Annotated in this window: 16 protein-coding genes; 9 read left to right on the top strand and 7 right to left on the bottom strand. The window is 63.8% G+C overall.

Translation table 11 applies throughout. From position 1 onward, the window contains the following. Nucleotide 1 precedes the first annotated feature (1 nt). The 8 genes from ACHMW7_RS08190 (at nucleotide 2) to ACHMW7_RS08155 (ending at nucleotide 8,174) form a co-directional block, all read left to right on the top strand. Nucleotides 2–1,072, top strand: coding sequence for an ABC transporter ATP-binding protein (locus ACHMW7_RS08190; RefSeq protein WP_395449781.1), 1,071 nt, complete (start codon nucleotides 2–4; stop codon nucleotides 1,070–1,072). Then, a complete protein-coding gene (locus ACHMW7_RS08185; RefSeq protein WP_395449780.1) occupies nucleotides 1,069–1,950 on the top strand; it encodes a MurR/RpiR family transcriptional regulator in 882 nt (293 codons plus the stop codon). Before ACHMW7_RS08190 ends, ACHMW7_RS08185 begins: the two co-directional genes overlap by 4 nt. Before the next feature lies 1 nt (nucleotide 1,951). Then, a complete protein-coding gene (locus ACHMW7_RS08180) occupies nucleotides 1,952–2,425 on the top strand; it encodes a hypothetical protein (RefSeq protein ID WP_395449779.1) in 474 nt (157 codons plus the stop codon). 172 nt (nucleotides 2,426–2,597) lie between these two features. Further along, entirely contained in the window at nucleotides 2,598–3,437 is an 840-nt protein-coding gene (locus tag ACHMW7_RS08175) for a MurR/RpiR family transcriptional regulator (protein WP_395449778.1), read from the top strand. Nucleotides 3,438–3,459: 22 nt separating this feature from the next. Further along, a complete protein-coding gene (locus tag ACHMW7_RS08170; RefSeq protein ID WP_395449777.1) occupies nucleotides 3,460–4,581 on the top strand; it encodes an ABC transporter substrate-binding protein in 1,122 nt (373 codons plus the stop codon). Between the two features lie 151 nt (nucleotides 4,582–4,732). Continuing rightward, a complete protein-coding gene (locus ACHMW7_RS08165) occupies nucleotides 4,733–6,478 on the top strand; it encodes an ABC transporter permease (protein WP_395449776.1) in 1,746 nt (581 codons plus the stop codon). Beyond that, nucleotides 6,475–7,569 (top strand): ABC transporter ATP-binding protein, encoded by a 1,095-nt coding sequence (locus ACHMW7_RS08160; protein WP_395449775.1) that lies wholly within the window; start codon nucleotides 6,475–6,477, stop codon nucleotides 7,567–7,569. The genes ACHMW7_RS08165 and ACHMW7_RS08160 overlap by 4 nt, the downstream gene beginning before the upstream one ends. After that, nucleotides 7,569–8,174 carry a histidine phosphatase family protein gene (locus ACHMW7_RS08155; RefSeq protein WP_395449774.1) on the top strand — a complete coding sequence of 202 codons (606 nt, stop codon included), beginning with the start codon at nucleotides 7,569–7,571 and terminating at the stop codon, nucleotides 8,172–8,174. Before ACHMW7_RS08160 ends, ACHMW7_RS08155 begins: the two co-directional genes overlap by 1 nt. Before the next feature lie 366 nt (nucleotides 8,175–8,540). On the opposite strand, the gene ACHMW7_RS08150 is transcribed toward ACHMW7_RS08155, so the two are convergent. Next, nucleotides 8,541–8,936 carry a c-type cytochrome gene (locus tag ACHMW7_RS08150; protein ID WP_395449773.1) on the bottom strand — a complete coding sequence of 132 codons (396 nt, stop codon included), beginning with the start codon at nucleotides 8,934–8,936 and terminating at the stop codon, nucleotides 8,541–8,543. Between the two features lie 244 nt (nucleotides 8,937–9,180). On the opposite strand from ACHMW7_RS08150, the gene ACHMW7_RS08145 reads away from it, so the two are divergent. Then, nucleotides 9,181–10,026, top strand: a complete 846-nt coding sequence (locus tag ACHMW7_RS08145; protein ID WP_395449772.1) for a DUF2189 domain-containing protein — start codon at nucleotides 9,181–9,183, stop codon at nucleotides 10,024–10,026. A gap of 99 nt (nucleotides 10,027–10,125) precedes the next feature. Here the strand turns inward: ACHMW7_RS08145 and ACHMW7_RS08140 are convergent, their stop codons facing one another. The 6 genes from ACHMW7_RS08140 to ACHMW7_RS08115 all read right to left on the bottom strand — a co-directional run bounded on the left by ACHMW7_RS08140 (nucleotide 10,126) and on the right by ACHMW7_RS08115 (nucleotide 15,245). Beyond that, on the bottom strand, nucleotides 10,126–10,596 hold the full coding sequence (locus tag ACHMW7_RS08140) for an aminoacyl-tRNA deacylase (protein ID WP_395449771.1): 471 nt from the start codon (nucleotides 10,594–10,596) through the stop codon (nucleotides 10,126–10,128). 133 nt (nucleotides 10,597–10,729) lie between these two features. Then, nucleotides 10,730–11,113 (bottom strand): cytochrome C oxidase subunit IV family protein, encoded by a 384-nt coding sequence (locus ACHMW7_RS08135; protein WP_395449770.1) that lies wholly within the window; start codon nucleotides 11,111–11,113, stop codon nucleotides 10,730–10,732. Nucleotides 11,114–11,122: 9 nt separating this feature from the next. Continuing rightward, nucleotides 11,123–11,845, bottom strand: a complete 723-nt coding sequence (locus tag ACHMW7_RS08130) for a heme-copper oxidase subunit III family protein (protein WP_395449769.1) — start codon at nucleotides 11,843–11,845, stop codon at nucleotides 11,123–11,125. A 12-nt stretch (nucleotides 11,846–11,857) separates the two neighbouring features. Continuing rightward, nucleotides 11,858–12,562: a cytochrome c oxidase subunit 3 gene (locus ACHMW7_RS08125; RefSeq protein ID WP_395449768.1), complete on the bottom strand. Its 705-nt coding sequence runs from the start codon at nucleotides 12,560–12,562 to the stop codon at nucleotides 11,858–11,860. Next, nucleotides 12,559–14,274 (bottom strand): cbb3-type cytochrome c oxidase subunit I, encoded by a 1,716-nt coding sequence (locus tag ACHMW7_RS08120; protein WP_395449767.1) that lies wholly within the window; start codon nucleotides 14,272–14,274, stop codon nucleotides 12,559–12,561. The genes ACHMW7_RS08125 and ACHMW7_RS08120 overlap by 4 nt, the downstream gene beginning before the upstream one ends. Nucleotides 14,275–14,399: 125 nt before the next feature. After that, nucleotides 14,400–15,245 (bottom strand): cytochrome c oxidase subunit II, encoded by an 846-nt coding sequence (locus ACHMW7_RS08115; RefSeq protein ID WP_395449766.1) that lies wholly within the window; start codon nucleotides 15,243–15,245, stop codon nucleotides 14,400–14,402. Nucleotides 15,246–15,398: the final 153 nt, after the last annotated feature.

Below are 15,398 nucleotides of genomic sequence, written 5' to 3'. Positions count from 1 at the left end.
CATGACCGGCGTAACCTTCCGCAACCTCTCCAAGTCGTTTGGCCAGCACAAGGTGCTCGACGACATCAACCTCGACATTCCAAGCGGCGAGTTCGTCGTGCTCGTCGGTCCTTCCGGCTGCGGCAAGTCGACCTTGCTGCGCATGCTCGCCGGGCTCGAGCCGATCAGCCACGGCGACCTCTTGATCGGCGGCACGCGCGCCAACGACCTGCCGCCGCAGAAGCGCAACATCGCCATGGTGTTCCAGTCCTACGCGCTGTTTCCGCATCTCACCGCGGCCGAAAATATCGGCTTCGGCCCGAAGATCAGGGGCGAGACGCAGGCCACGATCGACCAGAAGATCAACAAGGCCGCAGCGATCCTCAATTTGCATGCCTATCTCGACCGCTATCCACGCCAGCTCTCCGGCGGCCAGCGCCAGCGCGTCGCCATGGGCCGCGCCATCGTGCGCGAACCCAAGGTGTTCCTGTTCGACGAACCGCTGTCCAATCTCGACGCGCAATTGCGCGTCCAGATGCGCACCGAGATCAAGGCGCTGCATCAGCGCTTGAAATCAACAGTGGTTTACGTGACACACGACCAGATCGAGGCCATGACCATGGCCGACCGCATCGTCGTCATGAACCAGGGAAAGATCCTGCAGGTGGGTGCACCGCTCGAACTCTATGACAGCCCGGCCAACAAGTTCGTCGCAAGCTTCATCGGCTCGCCGTCGATGAGTTTTGTCTCCGGCAACCTTGGCAGCTCAACGTCGGGCGCGCATTTCGAGACGGCGACCGGCGACAAGCTGTCGCTCAATGGCGGCCGCGCCTCGGCCTTCGCAGGAGCGGTCGAGGCCGGCATCCGGCCGGAGCATTTCATCATCAGCGGCACCCAGGGCGCGTTGCAGTTCAAGGTCGACGTCATCGAGCCGACTGGCTCGGAGACCCATATCTATGGCGCCATCGGTGACGAGCAGGTACGCGCGGTGTTCCGCGACCGCGTTTCGGTGCGGCCGGGCGAGACACTGCCTGTCACCGCCGATCCGAAGAACATCCATCTGTTCGACAAGGCGACCGGCCTGCCCGTATGAGCAACATCGCCGACATCATCACCCGGCTTCAGGTCACGGCGCAGGACGGCTCGAAGTCCGACAAGCGCCTAGCCAGCCTGGTGCTGTCGGATCTCGACTTTGCCTCCAAGGCCGCGATCTCCGAGATCGCCGCGCGCGTCGGCGTCAGCGAACCCACCGTCACCCGCTTTTGCCGCAACCTCGGCTGCGACGGCGTGCGCGACTTCAAGTTTTTCCTCGCCCAGGCCATCGCCATCGGCGGGCAATATCTCAAGCCCGAACCGCTCAGCCGCGACGCGCGTGAGCAGCGCATCGCCTCCGCCGTCACCGAAGCGGCGATCGTGGCGATCCAGCGTGCCTCGGACAATCTCGACATGGCGACGCTGGTTTCGGTGGCCGAGCGGCTGTCGGCCTCGCAGAACATCTTGTGCTTCGGCTCCGGCGGTATCTCCTCGATGATGGCGACGGAACTGCAGAACCGGCTGTTCCGCCTCGGCCTGCCTGTTGTCGCCCAGGTCGACGGCCAGTTGCAGCGCATGTATGCGGCGGTCGCCAAGCCCGAGACGACGGTCGTTGCATTTTCCGTTTCCGGCCACGCCAAGTCGGTGGTCGATGCGGTCCAGGTCGCCCGCCAATATGGCGCCCGCACCGTTGCGGTGACCGCGCCTGGTTCGGCACTGGCCAAGGTCGCCGACATCGTCATCCCGTTCCAGCCGATCGAGGACGGCAACATCTACAAGCCGACCTCGTCGCGTTTCGCGCTGCTTGCCATCCTCGACATGATCGCGACTGCGACCGCCGAGACCCGCGGTACCAACGTGCTCGAAGGCCTGCGCCGCATCAAGCAGAGCCTCAGCATGCTCAAGATCGACGACCCCAGACTGCCTCTAGGTGACTGACATGACGATTGCCGAAAACCCATTCCCTGGCGATGCCGACCGCGCGGCCATCTGGGAGATGCTGGTCGAGCGCGACATCGCCGCCTTCGTCGGCCAGGACTGGTCGATGGTGGCGGGCGATTTCGACGAGCAGCGTTTCCTCGGCATCCATGCCCATAACGCCGCCAACCCCGACGACTGGACCGCCGCTTTCCCGACGCTCGCAGTCTATCGCGACGAGTGGCTGCGCCAGGCAGCCGAAACGGCTGCCACCGAATATGCCGAGCCGCTCGCCGACGGCATCTTCCGCGCCACGAAGCTGACCGAGATCGACATCACGGGCGACATAGCTGTGGCGCGCAAGAAGTTCGACGGCACCATCCGCCGCGCCGACGGCAGCGACGACGTCCTGAACTGGCAGACGCTGTATTTCTGCCGCAAGGCGGATGGGCGCTGGAGGATCACCGGTTTCGTCGGCTACATGAAATACATCTAGGGTTTCGGCGACGCCTGTTCGCCGGTCCTGACCGAAACCAGGCGCTCTTCGGAGCGCCTTTTTCATGTCGCCACCCCCCGCCTTGCAAGACAGAAAAGCCAATCTTGCACACGTTTGCACTTGACTGCAAGATATCTTGCACAATAAGAGTCTAGTGCAACATGGATGCAAGATGATGACGCTGCTGGATCGCATCAAGAGCCATTCGACCCGCCTCACCGAGGCCGACCAGCGGCTCGTCTCTGCCTTGCTCGAAAACGCCGCCGAGGCCGCTTTCCTGTCGAGCGCCAGGCTTGCCGAACGTGCCAGCGTGCATGAGGCGGCAACCACCCGGCTGGCCCAGAAGCTTGGCTTCAAGGGTTATCCTGAATTGCGCTCGCAGCTGCAGCGCGAGCTGGTCGAGAGCCAGGACGCCGCCGAGCGCATGCGCCGCTCCGTCGCCAAGGTCGAGCATGGCGACTTCCTGCTCGACCTGGTCGGCAGCGAGATCGCCGCGCTTGAACATCTGCGCCTTGCCGTTTCGCAGGACAGCATCAACCGCGCCGCCGACATGATCGTCGATGCCAGGCGCATCTTCCTGTTCGGCCAGGGCCATGCCCAGTCGATCACCCAGTTCCTGCGCCGCCGGCTCGACCGCTTCGGCATGACCACCATCGTGCTCGAAGGCCGTGGCCGCGACATTGCCGAGCGTGTCGTCGGCATGGAAAAGGGCGACCTCGTGCTGGCGCTGGCCTTCCGCAAGCAGCCGACAAGCTATGCCCCGCTGGTCGAGCACTGTCATGCGCAAGGCGCCAAGGCGATGCTGGTCACCGACCTCGCCGGTACCATGATGCAGCCCGAAGCCGACCTTGTGCTCGCGGCACCACGCGGCCGCTCGGGCAGCGAGTTCCAGACGCCGACGGTGCCGTTCGCCATCGTCAACGCCATCCTTCTGACCATTGCCGGCCGGCACCAGAGCCGCGTCATGGGCGCGCTCGAGCGCCTGTCGGGCCTGTTCGACGAATTCGATTGAGAAAAACCTGGGAGGGAAAAACATGCTCAAGTCGATGAAATGGACACTTTTCGCAGCCGCCGCCTTGCTGCCTTTGGCAGCCAGCGCTGCCGATCTCGACGCCATAAGCGTCAAGGAACTGCTGCCGCTGGCGCAGAAGGAAGGCAAGGTCACCGTCTTTTCGTTGTCGAGCCGCATCGCCAAGGTCGAGAAGGCCTTCGAGGAGACCTATCCCGGCATCGACCTCGTCGGCATCGACATGAGCTCTGTCAAGCAGATCGCCCGTGTCGTTGCCGAGCAGACCGCCGGCGTCAATGCCGTCGACGTGCTCTACATCGCCGACACGCCAGTGGTCTATGAAGACCTGGTCAAGACCAACCGCGTCGTGCCTTACATCCCGCCGCGCGTATCAGGTGAACTCGCCGACGAGCACAAGACCCCGCTTCTGACCCAGCGCCTGTCGACCAAGGTGCTGATGTACAACGAAGCCGCCAACCCCAATGGCGCGCCGATCAACAACCTGTGGCAGCTGACAACGCCGGAATGGAAAGGCCGTGTCCTGATGGTCGACCCGCTGCAGCGCGGCGAGTTGCTCGACCTGCTGGTCGAATTCTCGCTCAGGCCCGACGAGATGGCCAAGGCCTACGAAGCGCAGTTCGGCAAGCCGATCACTGTCGACAGCGACCTTGAGGGTGCCGGCGAACAGTTCGTCCGCGACCTGTTTGCCAATGACCTCGTGCTGGTTCCCAATTCAGACGTCATCAACAAGGCCATCGGCGACAAGACCTCGGCCAATCCGCCTGTCGGCTTTGCCACCTATTCCGACCGCCGCGACAACGACAAGGAAGGCTGGGCGCTGCAGGTCGCCAACGACGTCGAGCCGTCCAATGGCATTCTGTTTCCTGCAGTCCTTGCACTGGTCGACAAGGCGCCGAGCCCGGCTGCGGCCCGGTTGCTGATCGACTTCATGATGGGCGACGATTCTGCCACCGGCGGACCGGCCTTCGAGCCCTTCAACGTGCCAGGCGACTACGCCGTGCGACCGACGGTCAAGGACAGCCCGGATTCCGTGCCGCTCAAGGAACTCAAGGCCTGGCGCATCGATCCGGTCAAGACCGCCGCTGCCCGCAAGCGTATCGCCGACCTGGTGCTGACGCTGCAATGACTGCGGCCGGGCCGGCGCCTTGGGGGAGGCGCCGGTCCACACCCTCAGCCCACCCGGCGCCTCGGGGGAGGCGCCGGTCCGCACGCTCAGCCCGCCCAGCCGCCCCACTGCGGTCTGGTTGCCCCCGGTCTCTCCAGTGAGAAAGATTGTCATGTCCGCCGTCGCAACATCCGTGTTGTCGAGGAGAGGCTTTTTGCGCTCCGAAACACTCGTGCCCATCCTCCTGATCCTGATCGTTTCGGTCCTCGTCATCGCGCCGCTGGTCAAGATCGTGCTGTCCACCCTGACCGTCGAAGGCCGTGATGCCTGGCAGGCGGTGCTGGCCTCCAAAATGTCCGAGAACCTGTGGTGGCGCCCGCTGTGGAACACCGTGCTGCTCGGTGTCGGCGTTGCCGCCGGCTGCATCCTGATGGGCGGCTTCCTCGCCTGGCTGGTGATGCTCACCGACGTGCCGGCGCCCAGGACAATTGGCTTGCTCGCCACCATGCCGTTCATGATCCCGAGTTTTGCCGCGGCCCTTGCCTGGGGCGCGCTGTTCCGCAACAGCCGCCTCGGCGGCTCGGTCGGCTTCTTCGAAGCCAATGGCTATATCGTGCCCGACTGGCTCGCCTGGGGCCTGGTACCGACGCTGATCGTGCTCATCGCCCACTATTATTCGCTCGCCTTCACCGTCATCTCGGCCGCCTTGAGTTCGATCGGCGCCGACCTCGTCGAGGCGGCCCAGGTCGCCGGCGCCCGGCGCGCCCGCATCTTCTTCGGCATCATCCTGCCCGTCGTCACCCCGGCACTGATCGCTGCCGCATCGCTGACCTTCGCCGGCGCCGTCTCCAACTTCGCCGCCCCTGCCCTGCTTGGCCTGCCGGTGCGCATGCAGACGCTGTCGACACGCCTGTTCGGCATGATCGAGACCGGCCAGACCGAGCGCGGTTTCGTCATCGCCCTGCTCTTGATCGTCGTCTCCGCCTCGTTCCTGTGGCTTGGCGAACGCCTGGTCGCCGGCCGCAAGAACTTCGTCACCGTCACCGGCAAGGGCGGCCGCACCAAGCGCTTCCCGCTCGGCAAGTGGCGCTGGCCGCTGTTCGCCGTCGCCGTCGTCCTGTGTCTGCTCACCACCTTCCTGCCGGCGCTGATCCTGACCGCCTCGAGCTTCGCGCTGCAGAACGGCTCGCTGTTTTCCAACTGGACGACGCATTTCTGGATCGGCGAAGGCGGCACCGACATGGCCCAGGGCCAGGCTGGCATCTTCCGCAATCCGGTGCTGATCGAAGCGCTGTGGATGACGCTGAAGCTCGCCGTGACGGTGGCTGTCACCACCATGGCGCTTGGCCTGGCGCTGGCGCACACCATCGCCCGCAACAAGGGCACGGTCTTGGCAACCGTGCTCGGCCAGGTCTCGTTCACGCCGATCCTGATCCCCTCCATCGCTTTCGCCGCCGCCTATATCGCCCTGTTCGGCGCGCCGATCGGCCCGCTGCCATCGCTCTACGGCACCTTCCTGCTTTTGGTGCTCGCAGCCTCCGCCCACCTTTTGCCCTACGCGGTCCAGTCCGGCCGCTCGGTGCTCGGCCAGATCTCGGCCGACATCGAAGAAAGCGCGCGGCTGACCGGCGCCGGCTTCTTCCGCCGCATGGGCGCCATCATCATGCCGCTGGCCATTCGCGGCCTGCTTGCCGGCGCGCTGCTGGTCTTCGTCAAGATCGTGCGCGACCTGTCGCTGGTGGTGCTGCTGTTCACCTCGACCTCGCCGGTGCTCAGCATGCTTGCCTACCGCTATGCCGCCGAAGGCTTCATGCAGTTCGCCAACGCCATCACCATGGTCATCCTCGTCCTCTGCGTCGTCGCCACGCTTCTGGCGCACCGCCTGCAGAACCGCGTCCAGAAGTGGAAATCCGCATGAACCCGGCAAACGGCAATCCAGCCGCGATCGCGATCCGCAACGTCTCCAAGCGTTTCGGCAGCTTCACCGCCGTCGACAATGTCGACATCTCGGTGCCGCAAGGCGCCTTCCTGGTGCTGGTCGGCCCGTCGGGCTGCGGCAAGTCCACGCTGCTCAGGATGCTTGCCGGCTTGGAAACACCGAGCGAAGGCGAAATGGCCTTCATGGGCCGCATTGTCTCCGACGGCACGCGTGGCCTGGTCGCCGATGCCGGGGCCCGCGACGCCGGACTGGTGTTCCAGAGCTACGCACTGTGGCCGCACATGACGGTTGCCGGCAACATCGAATGGCCGCTCAAGGTCGCGAAATGGAGCAAGGCGGAGCGTACCGCCCGGGTCGACGAGGTGCTCGGGCTGCTCGGCATCGCAGCGCTCAAGGAGCGTTACCCGGCCGAGATTTCGGGCGGCCAGCAGCAGCGCGTGGCCATTGCCCGCACCATCGGCCCCAAGCCGAACATCCTGTTGTTCGACGAGCCGCTGTCCAACCTCGATGCCAAGCTGCGCATCGAGATGCGCAGCGAGCTGATGCGCATCCATCGCGCCACAGGTGCGACATCGGTCTACGTCACCCACGACCAGGTCGAGGCGATGACCATGGCAAGCCATGTCGCCGTGCTCAACAATGGCAAGGTCGAACAGTTCGGCGCACCGCTGGAGCTTCTGGAAAACCCGCGCACCACCTTTGTCGCCACCTTCCTTGGCACGCCACCGGCCAACCTGATCGAGGTCAAAAACAGCGGCGACGGCCTTGTCTATGACGGTCTGCGCCTCACCGACGCCGGCCGGGCCGAGGCACAGGATGGCGTGCAGCTTCTCTACCGCGCCCACGATTTGATGGTCGGCGATGTCGAGGGGCGGCCGACGCTCAGCGCGCGTTTCGAGGAAGCCGCCCCGATCGCCGGGCGCACGATGGTGACGGCGTTTTCGAACGGCCAGCGGCTGACCGCCATGGCCGACGGCTACTTCCGCGCTGCGATCGGCGACCAGATACGCCTCAGCTTCGTCAACGGGCCGAGCGCGGTTTTTGCAATGAATGGTGAAAGGATTAGCTGATGAGATTGGTAATGGTGCGCCATGGCGAGACCACCTGGAATGCCGAGCACAGGCTGCAGGGCCACGACAATGCGCCGCTGTCGCCGCGTGGCATCAAGCAGGTCCAGAGCTTCGCATCCTTCGCCAGGGCGATGGCGCCCGACCATGTCGTGGTCTCCGACCTTGGCCGGACGCGCCAGACCGCCGGCCTGCTCGGTTATGGCGACGCACCGCTCGACCCGCGGCTGCGCGAGATCGACATGGGCAACTGGACCGGCCGCATCAAACACGAGCTCGAGGCCGAGCGGCCGCACGAATATCTGGCCTGGCGTGCCGGCACGTTTACGCCCGACAAGGGTGAGCCCTGGGCGGATTTCTGCGCCCGCATCGTCGAGGGGTTGAGAGACTGCCTGAAGAAGTGCAACGGCGACACACTGGCCATCGTCCATGGCGGCGTCATCCGCGCTGCCTGCCACGCTTTTTTGGGATTGCCGCCTTCACGCGTCGTGCCGGTGACGCCTGGTACAGCGACGATCCTCAGCTTCGATACGGCCGACGCCCCAACGGCACGGCTCGAGGCCTACAATATCGCGGCTGTGGCGCCCGATTTCGACGCGCCGGACTGAGATCGCGCAAAGGAAATGATGCGGCTGCCTGGCCCCCAAGCAGGCCGCAATTTTTCCCCCCAAGGAAGGCAAGAATAGCTACGTGATTTAAAACCAATGCATACAGTATGGCAAAACGATAACGACTTCATACAATGTCAGCAAGGGTGAAATTTCACGACAGGCGTCGAACCATGCACTTTGGCAAGGCAGGACATGTGGATGCGTTCCCCGGTCCGGATAGTGTCTCCCCCACGGACGAGCAGTCCTCGCTGATCCAGGGACGCGCTATCGTTTGCAAGCCGGAACATAAACAGCTTATCCCGGTCGCGCATGGCGACCGGGCAGGTCCGTCCGATGAAAGCAGTGGCGGTTTGCGCCGCCCCGCTACTTCGACATCTCTTCGATATAGGCAATCACATTGGCGATGTCGGCGTCGTCCTTGAGACCGGGGAAGGCCATCTTGTTGCCCGGCACCTTCTCTTTCGGCGCCTTCATATAGGCGGCGATGTTGGTCTCATCCCAGACGAGACCGCCAGTGCCGGCCTGCTTCATGGCGTCGGAATATTTGGCTTCGAAGCTCGGCAGCGAGCCCGCCGTGCGGCCGATGACACCGTGCAGCGATGGGCCGATCTTGTTCTTGTCGACTGCCAGGTCGTGGCAGGCCATGCATTTGGTGAAGACCTTTTTGCCGGCGGCCGCATCGCCCGCCGCATGAACCGGATTGGTGGCTAGAACCGAAGCTGCAAGAAGGGCTTGGACGCCCCATGCTGTCAGTCTCATGGCTGTCTCCCTGGTCAGGCCGGCGCATCGCACCGACGCTGACGATACTAGCGTTGCCTTTGCCAACGCGCCATGCGCCATTCCGTTGCAGCCTTTGGAGCCAAAGCGCTGGAGGGGCGACAAGGGCCACGATGGTTGTTATCATCCTTGCCGGTGCAGGTCGCGGTTTCGCGTGACCAGACACGCTGGACGGCAGCACCGCGAGCCGCGACCTGAACCGGACCCGATCTCGGAGGAATGGTTCATGGCAAATTTCCACGTCTACGCAGCAGGCACTGGCAGCAACGTCGAACATCCCGCCATACGTCGGATAGGGGTTTCGGACGTTTTCGACGCGCTTCGCCTGGGATTTGAAGATTTTTGGGACAAACCCTCACATTACGTCTTTTTATGCCTGATCTATCCGGTTGTTGGCGTGTTCCTGATTACATGGACCTCCGGTGGCAACGCGCTGCAGCTGATCTATCCGCTGGTGACCGGCTTCGCCCTGCTCGGACCATTTGCGGCACTCGGCCTCTATGAGATCAGCCGTCGCCGGGAGAAAAACCTCGACACGTCGTGGAAGCACGCTTTCGAGGTCCGGCAATCGCCCGCCATGCCGGCGATCGCTGTTCTCGGCATCATGCTGATGGCATTGTTCGTCGCCTGGCTGTTCACCGCCCAAGCGCTGTTTTCCTGGCTCTACGGCGACGCCGCACCGGCCAGCTATACCGGCTTCGTCAACGACGTGCTGACGACCCAGCGCGGCTGGACACTGATGATCCTCGGCAACCTCATTGGCTTCGTCTTCGCCCTTGTCGCGCTGAGCACCACGGTCGTCGCCTTTCCGTTGCTGCTTGATCGCGACATCGGCGCCTATGCCGCCGTCGAGACCTCGGCACGGGCGATCATGGCAAACCCGGTGCCGATGCTGCTCTGGGGCCTGATCGTTGCAGCCGCTCTTGTTGCCGGATCGATACCGCTGCTCGTCGGCCTGGCGATCGTCCTGCCGGTGCTCGGTCATTCGACCTGGCATCTCTACCGCAAGCTGATCGAGCCAGCGCCGGTGGCGCCGGCACCCGTCAAGAAGCCGCGCAAACGCGCAGCCTGAACCATTCCTCGCCGGCGGCGTTCAGTCGTCGGCGCACCCCTCGATGAAACAACTTCGCCCGCCCTGTCGAGGGGCGGACGCTAACGGCTTCGGTTTGCCTCACGCCGGGTGGCTGAAGCGGGCGACCCGCGCGCCTTGCAGCAGGTTGCGGAAGTCGCCGCCGGTGACATGCACAAGCGTCTTGTGGTCGCCGGCCTCGAAGTAGACGTCGCCTTCCACACCGAAGCTTTCGTCGAGAATGACCGGCACGTCATAGGCTGCACCTACCGGCGGCACGGCGCCGGTGTCGCAGTCGTTGAACAGTTGGCTGACTTCGTCTTCGGAGGCGAGCCCGAGACGCTTGTCGATGACGTCCTGCAGCGTGCTGAGCTCGACCCGGTGGCTGCTTGGAACCACCGCCAGCGCATAGCCCATTTCATGGTGCAGCAGCACCGACTTGGCCAGCCTGCGGCCGGGTATGTGCGCCGCCTGCGCCGTCTGGCTGCTGGTCGACGTCCGGTGATGGGCAACGGTATCGTAGTGGATACCCTTGCCGGTCATGTAGTCTTCAAGTTTCCTTGCGATCGTCATCGTGGGCGCCCTTCTGTTGGAGGTGGTGACGCGTCGGAGAACGAGAAATCTCATTCTCCTCCCATCATTTTTCCTGTCAACGAAGAACGCATGGCGCCGGCCGAACCCGTCGGCCGGCTGACGTCACTGCGCCCTACTGCCCGGTGCCGAACGACAGCACCCGCGTGATTTCCGTGTAGCGGGCCTCGACCACCATGATCGCGACGAACACCAGGATCGCCAAAGGCGGCACGATGATCGCATAGGCCAGCGCCAGCCGCTCCCAGGCCATGTGCATGAACACGGCGACGATCAGCCCGGCCTTGAGCATCATGAAGGTGAGAATCAGCGCCCAGCGCAGATAGCCGTGAACGCCGAAATAGTCGACCGCGTAGGAGCAGGCGCTGAGGATGAACAGCCAGCCCCAGACGACGAGATAAAGCTTGATCGGGTGCTGCTGGCCCACGGCATGCGCCGCTGCCTGGGCGGGCGCGGCATGGCCATGCAGCCCGTGATCCTGCGCTTCTACCTGTGCCATCGCTTCACCTCACCAAAGATAGAAGAACGCGAAAATGAACACCCACACCAGATCGACGAAGTGCCAGTAGAGCCCCATGATCTCGACGCTCTCATACTGGCCCCGCCGGCTGGTGAAGAACCCCCGTTCACCGGTCTCGTAGTCACCGCGCCAGACCTTGCGCGCGACGATCAAAAGGAAGATCACGCCGATGGTCACGTGGGTGCCGTGGAAGCCGGTGATCATGAAGAAGGTCGAGCCGAACTGTGCTGCGCCCCATGGATTCTCCCACGGCCGCACGCCCTCGCTGATCAGCTTGGTCCATTCGAAGGCCTGCATGCCGACGAAGGTGGCGCCAAGGGCCGCGGTCAAAAGCATCAGGATCGCCGTTTTCTTGCGGTCGCGGCGGTAGCCGAAATTGACCGCCATCGCCATCGTGCCCGAGGACGAGATCAGCACGAAGGTCATGATCGCGATCAGGATCAACGGGATGTCCTGGCCGAACAGATGCAGCGCAAAGACCTCGCTCGGGTTCGGCCACGGCACGACGGTCGACATGCGCGCGGTCATGTAGGACAGCAGGAAGCAGCCGAAGATGAAGGTGTCGCTGAGCAGGAAGATCCACATCATGGCCTTCCCCCAGGAGACACCCTTGAACGCCCGCTGGTCCGATGACCAATCGGCTATGAAGCCGCGCAGGCCCGGCGGCCGTGGCGCGGTGTGGTCGGCATGTCCCAGCGTGGTCTCGGCCATCCGCGTTCTCCCTCAGCTCAGCAATTGGCGGCAGATGTCGACGAAGTCGGCGGCCCAGCCGGCCAGCACGGCAAACAGCACCAGCCAGACGACGAGCAGGACGTGCCAGTACATGGCGCACAGTTCGGTCGACAGGACGAGCCTGGCCGATTTTTCGCCGCGCCACGCCCTGACATTGGTTCGGCCAAGCACGACAAGCCCGCCGATGATGTGCAGGCCGTGCATCGCGGTGATCAGGTAGAAGAAGCTGACCGCCGGGTTCTCGGCGGCGAAATAGCCGCCGGCGGCGAGGTCGCGCCAGGCCAGCAGCTGGCCGCCGAGGAACACCACCGACGACAGTGCGCCGGCCAGCAAGCCAAGGCGCAGATTGTCGAGCTGGTCCTTGTGCGCGGCAACCACCGCGCATTGCAGGGCCACGCTCGCCAGCACCAGCATGCCGGTGTTGAGCCAAAGCAGCCGCGGCATCGGCGGCGCCTGCCAGTCGGCATAGACCATGCGCATGAAGTAGGCGCTGATCAACAGCGCAAACAGCGCGCCGACGACGGCGAGAAACACCCCAAGGCCGAGCTTGGCCGGATGCAGCAATGACGCCTCGGTCTCGGGAAAGGCGTTGACCGGTCCCGCTTCCAGCCACGGCTTGGACATCAGCCGCTGCCGCGCCAGCCACCAGCCGGCAATGGCGGTGATCAAGGCGAGGAAGATCAGGATGGCGCTCATGCCGGCCCGCCTTGCGTCGGCGGACCAGGATCGTTTTGCGGAATGAAGTCCTCCGGCGCGCCGGGCACCGAGTAGTCATAGGCCCAGCGATAGACGACAGGCAGTTCCTTGCCGAAATTGCCATGCGGCGGCGGCGTGCCGGCAGTCTGCCATTCCAGCGTCGTTGCCCGCCACGGATTGTCGCCCGCTTCCTTGCCGTGGCGAATGCTCCAGATGAGATTGAACAGGAACACCATCTGGGCGAAGCCGACGGTCAGTGCTGCGACGGTGATGAACTCGTTCAGCGTATGCACCGATGGCGGGATGAAGGCGGTATCGCCAAGTTCGGGATAGCGCCGGGGCACGCCGACCAGCCCGACATAGTGCATCGGGAAGAAGATCAGGTAGGCGCCAACGAAGGTGACCCAGAAGTGGAAGCGGCCCAGCCACTCGTTGAGCATGCGGCCGGTCATCTTGGGATACCAGTGATAGACCGCGCCGAAGATGACCATGATCGGCGCCACGCCCATCACCATGTGGAAGTGGGCGACCACGAACATCGTGTCCGACAGCGGCACGTCGACGACGACATTGCCGAGGAACAGCCCGGTCAGCCCGCCATTGACGAAGGTGACGATGAAGGCGAGCGCAAACAGCATCGGGATCGTCAGGTGGATGTCGCCGCGCCACAGGGTCAGCACCCAGTTGTAGACCTTGAGGGCGGTGGGAACGGCGATGATCAGCGTGGTGGTGGCGAAGAAGAAGCCGAAATAGGGGTGCATGCCCGAAACATACATGTGGTGCGCCCAGACCACGAAGGACAGCGCGCCGATGCCGACGATCGCCCACACCATCATGCGGTAGCCGAAGATGTTCTTGCGCGCATGGGTGCTGATCAGGTCGGAGACGATACCGAAGGCGGGCAGTGCGACGATGTAGACTTCGGGGTGGCCGAAGAACCAGAACAGGTGCTGGAACATGATCGGGCTGCCGCCATTATGCGGCGACTGCTCGCCCATCTCGACGATCGCCGGCATGAAGAAGCTCGAGCCGATGGCGCGGTCAAACAGCATCATCACGCAAGCGACGAACAGCGCCGGGAAGGCCAGCAGCGCCATGACAGTCGCGGTGAAGATGCCCCACACCGTCAGCGGCAGCCGCATCAGCGTCATGCCGCGCGTGCGCCCCTGCAGCACGGTGACGACATAGTTGAGCCCGCCCATGGTGAAGCCGATGATGAACAGGATCAGCGACACCAGCATCAGGATGATGCCGGGCCCGGTGCCGCCGGGCGTGCCTGACAGGATCGCCTGTGGCGGATACAGCGTCCAGCCAGCACCGGTCGGCCCGCCGGGCGCAAAGAAGCTCGCCACCAGCACCAGCACGGCCAGCAGATAGATCCAGTAGCTCAGCATGTTGACGTAGGGAAACACCATGTCCCGGGCGCCGACCATCAGCGGGATCAGGTAGTTGCCGAAGCCGCCGAGGAACAGGGCGGTCAAAAGGTAGATGACCATGATCATGCCGTGCATGGTCATGAACTGGTAGTAGGCCTCGGGCGTGATGAAATCGAAGGTGCCGGGGAAACCGAGCTGCAGCCGCATCAGCCAGGACAGCACCAGCGCGACCAGCCCGATGGCAAGTGCGGTGCCCGCATACTGGATGGCGATGACCTTGGCGTCCTGCGAGAAGACGTATTTCGTCCACCAGCTATGCGGATGGTAAAGCTCCATCTCGCCCACTTCCGCTGGTGGGATCAGGTCTGCTCCGTGGGCGTGACATCGACCATGCGTACACCTGTTGCTATTGCCTCTGCCCTTCGCGGTGAGGCCGCTTTCAAGCGGTCGCGCCGTATCTCCTATTCGATCTTCGCCGCAGCTTTCGCCCGATCGACAAGCGCGCCGACCTTGGCGGGCCCTGTCAGCTGGGCGAATGTCGACTGCTGCTGCAGCCAGCTCGTGTAGTCCTGCGCGGTGTCGACCATGACGATACCGCGCATGAAGCCGTGTCCCGTGCCGCAGAGTTCCGCGCACAGCACTTCGAACGTTCCGGTCCGCGTCGGGGTGAACCAGAAATAGGTGACCATGCCCGGCACCATGTCCATCTTGGCGCGGAACTCGGGCACGTAGAAATCGTGCAGCACGTCGATCGAACGCAGCAGCATCTTGACCGGCTTGTCGATCGGCAGATGCAGGTCGGCGGCCTCGACCACGACATCGTCCTGGCCGTTGGGGTCGTCGGGATTGATGCCGAGCGGATTGTCGGAATTGACCAGCCGGGCGTTGGAGGTGCCGAGCTTGCCGTCGGCGCCGGGCAGGCGGAAGCTCCACTGCCATTGCTGGGCAACCACCTCGACCTCGGTCGCATCCTTCGGCACGGTGACGAACTGGCCCCAGACATACAGGCCGGGCGCCAGCATCGCCGCCACGCCGACCGCCGTGACCAGTGTCAGCCAGGATTCGAGTTTCTTGCTTTCGGGCTCATAGGCCGCCTTCTGCCCTTCCTTGTGGCGGAAGCGATAGACGCAATAGGCCATGAACAGGACGACGGCCGAGAAGACCGCGCCGGTGATCCAGAAAGTGGCAACGAGAGTGCTGTCGATGTAGCCCCAGTTGGAGGCTATCGGCGTCCACCACCAAGGGCTCAGCACATGGAAGAGCACTGAGCCGACGACAACAAGAACGAGTACGAGCGCAATGGCCATCCTCTGTCCTCCCCGGCATTCCGGGGACGCTGTCCCAGCAGGAAGGCCAGCCGCATCATAGCTTGATTTGGCGCGGAAATACTAGGGGAGGAAGCGGTTGCAGGTTGCGTCATATTTGCAAGCTGCTTGTGGTTGCAGAAACTCTTCCGCAAC

The sequence above is a fragment of the Aminobacter sp. UC22_36 genome, assembly GCF_044056035.1.
In the GTDB taxonomy this organism is placed as follows: domain Bacteria; phylum Pseudomonadota; class Alphaproteobacteria; order Rhizobiales; family Rhizobiaceae; genus Aminobacter.
This window is presented reverse-complemented; position numbering and strand designations above follow the sequence as displayed.

What these genes read in the sequence shown, in the direction of transcription:
- ACHMW7_RS08190 (WP_395449781.1), top strand. Translation starts at nt 2, where the DNA reads ATGACCGGCGTAACCTTCCGCAACCTCTCCAAGTCGTTTGGCCAGCAC.
- ACHMW7_RS08185 (WP_395449780.1), top strand. Translation starts at nt 1,069, where the DNA reads ATGAGCAACATCGCCGACATCATCACCCGGCTTCAGGTCACGGCGCAG.
- ACHMW7_RS08180 (WP_395449779.1), top strand. Translation starts at nt 1,952, where the DNA reads ATGACGATTGCCGAAAACCCATTCCCTGGCGATGCCGACCGCGCGGCC.
- ACHMW7_RS08175 (WP_395449778.1), top strand. Translation starts at nt 2,598, where the DNA reads ATGATGACGCTGCTGGATCGCATCAAGAGCCATTCGACCCGCCTCACC.
- ACHMW7_RS08170 (WP_395449777.1), top strand. Translation starts at nt 3,460, where the DNA reads ATGCTCAAGTCGATGAAATGGACACTTTTCGCAGCCGCCGCCTTGCTG.
- ACHMW7_RS08165 (WP_395449776.1), top strand. Translation starts at nt 4,733, where the DNA reads ATGTCCGCCGTCGCAACATCCGTGTTGTCGAGGAGAGGCTTTTTGCGC.
- ACHMW7_RS08160 (WP_395449775.1), top strand. Translation starts at nt 6,475, where the DNA reads ATGAACCCGGCAAACGGCAATCCAGCCGCGATCGCGATCCGCAACGTC.
- ACHMW7_RS08155 (WP_395449774.1), top strand. Translation starts at nt 7,569, where the DNA reads ATGAGATTGGTAATGGTGCGCCATGGCGAGACCACCTGGAATGCCGAG.
- ACHMW7_RS08150 (WP_395449773.1), bottom strand. Translation starts at nt 8,936, where the DNA reads ATGAGACTGACAGCATGGGGCGTCCAAGCCCTTCTTGCAGCTTCGGTT.
- ACHMW7_RS08145 (WP_395449772.1), top strand. Translation starts at nt 9,181, where the DNA reads ATGGCAAATTTCCACGTCTACGCAGCAGGCACTGGCAGCAACGTCGAA.
- ACHMW7_RS08140 (WP_395449771.1), bottom strand. Translation starts at nt 10,596, where the DNA reads ATGACGATCGCAAGGAAACTTGAAGACTACATGACCGGCAAGGGTATC.
- ACHMW7_RS08135 (WP_395449770.1), bottom strand. Translation starts at nt 11,113, where the DNA reads ATGGCACAGGTAGAAGCGCAGGATCACGGGCTGCATGGCCATGCCGCG.
- ACHMW7_RS08130 (WP_395449769.1), bottom strand. Translation starts at nt 11,845, where the DNA reads ATGGCCGAGACCACGCTGGGACATGCCGACCACACCGCGCCACGGCCG.
- ACHMW7_RS08125 (WP_395449768.1), bottom strand. Translation starts at nt 12,562, where the DNA reads ATGAGCGCCATCCTGATCTTCCTCGCCTTGATCACCGCCATTGCCGGC.
- ACHMW7_RS08120 (WP_395449767.1), bottom strand. Translation starts at nt 14,274, where the DNA reads ATGGAGCTTTACCATCCGCATAGCTGGTGGACGAAATACGTCTTCTCG.
- ACHMW7_RS08115 (WP_395449766.1), bottom strand. Translation starts at nt 15,245, where the DNA reads ATGGCCATTGCGCTCGTACTCGTTCTTGTTGTCGTCGGCTCAGTGCTC.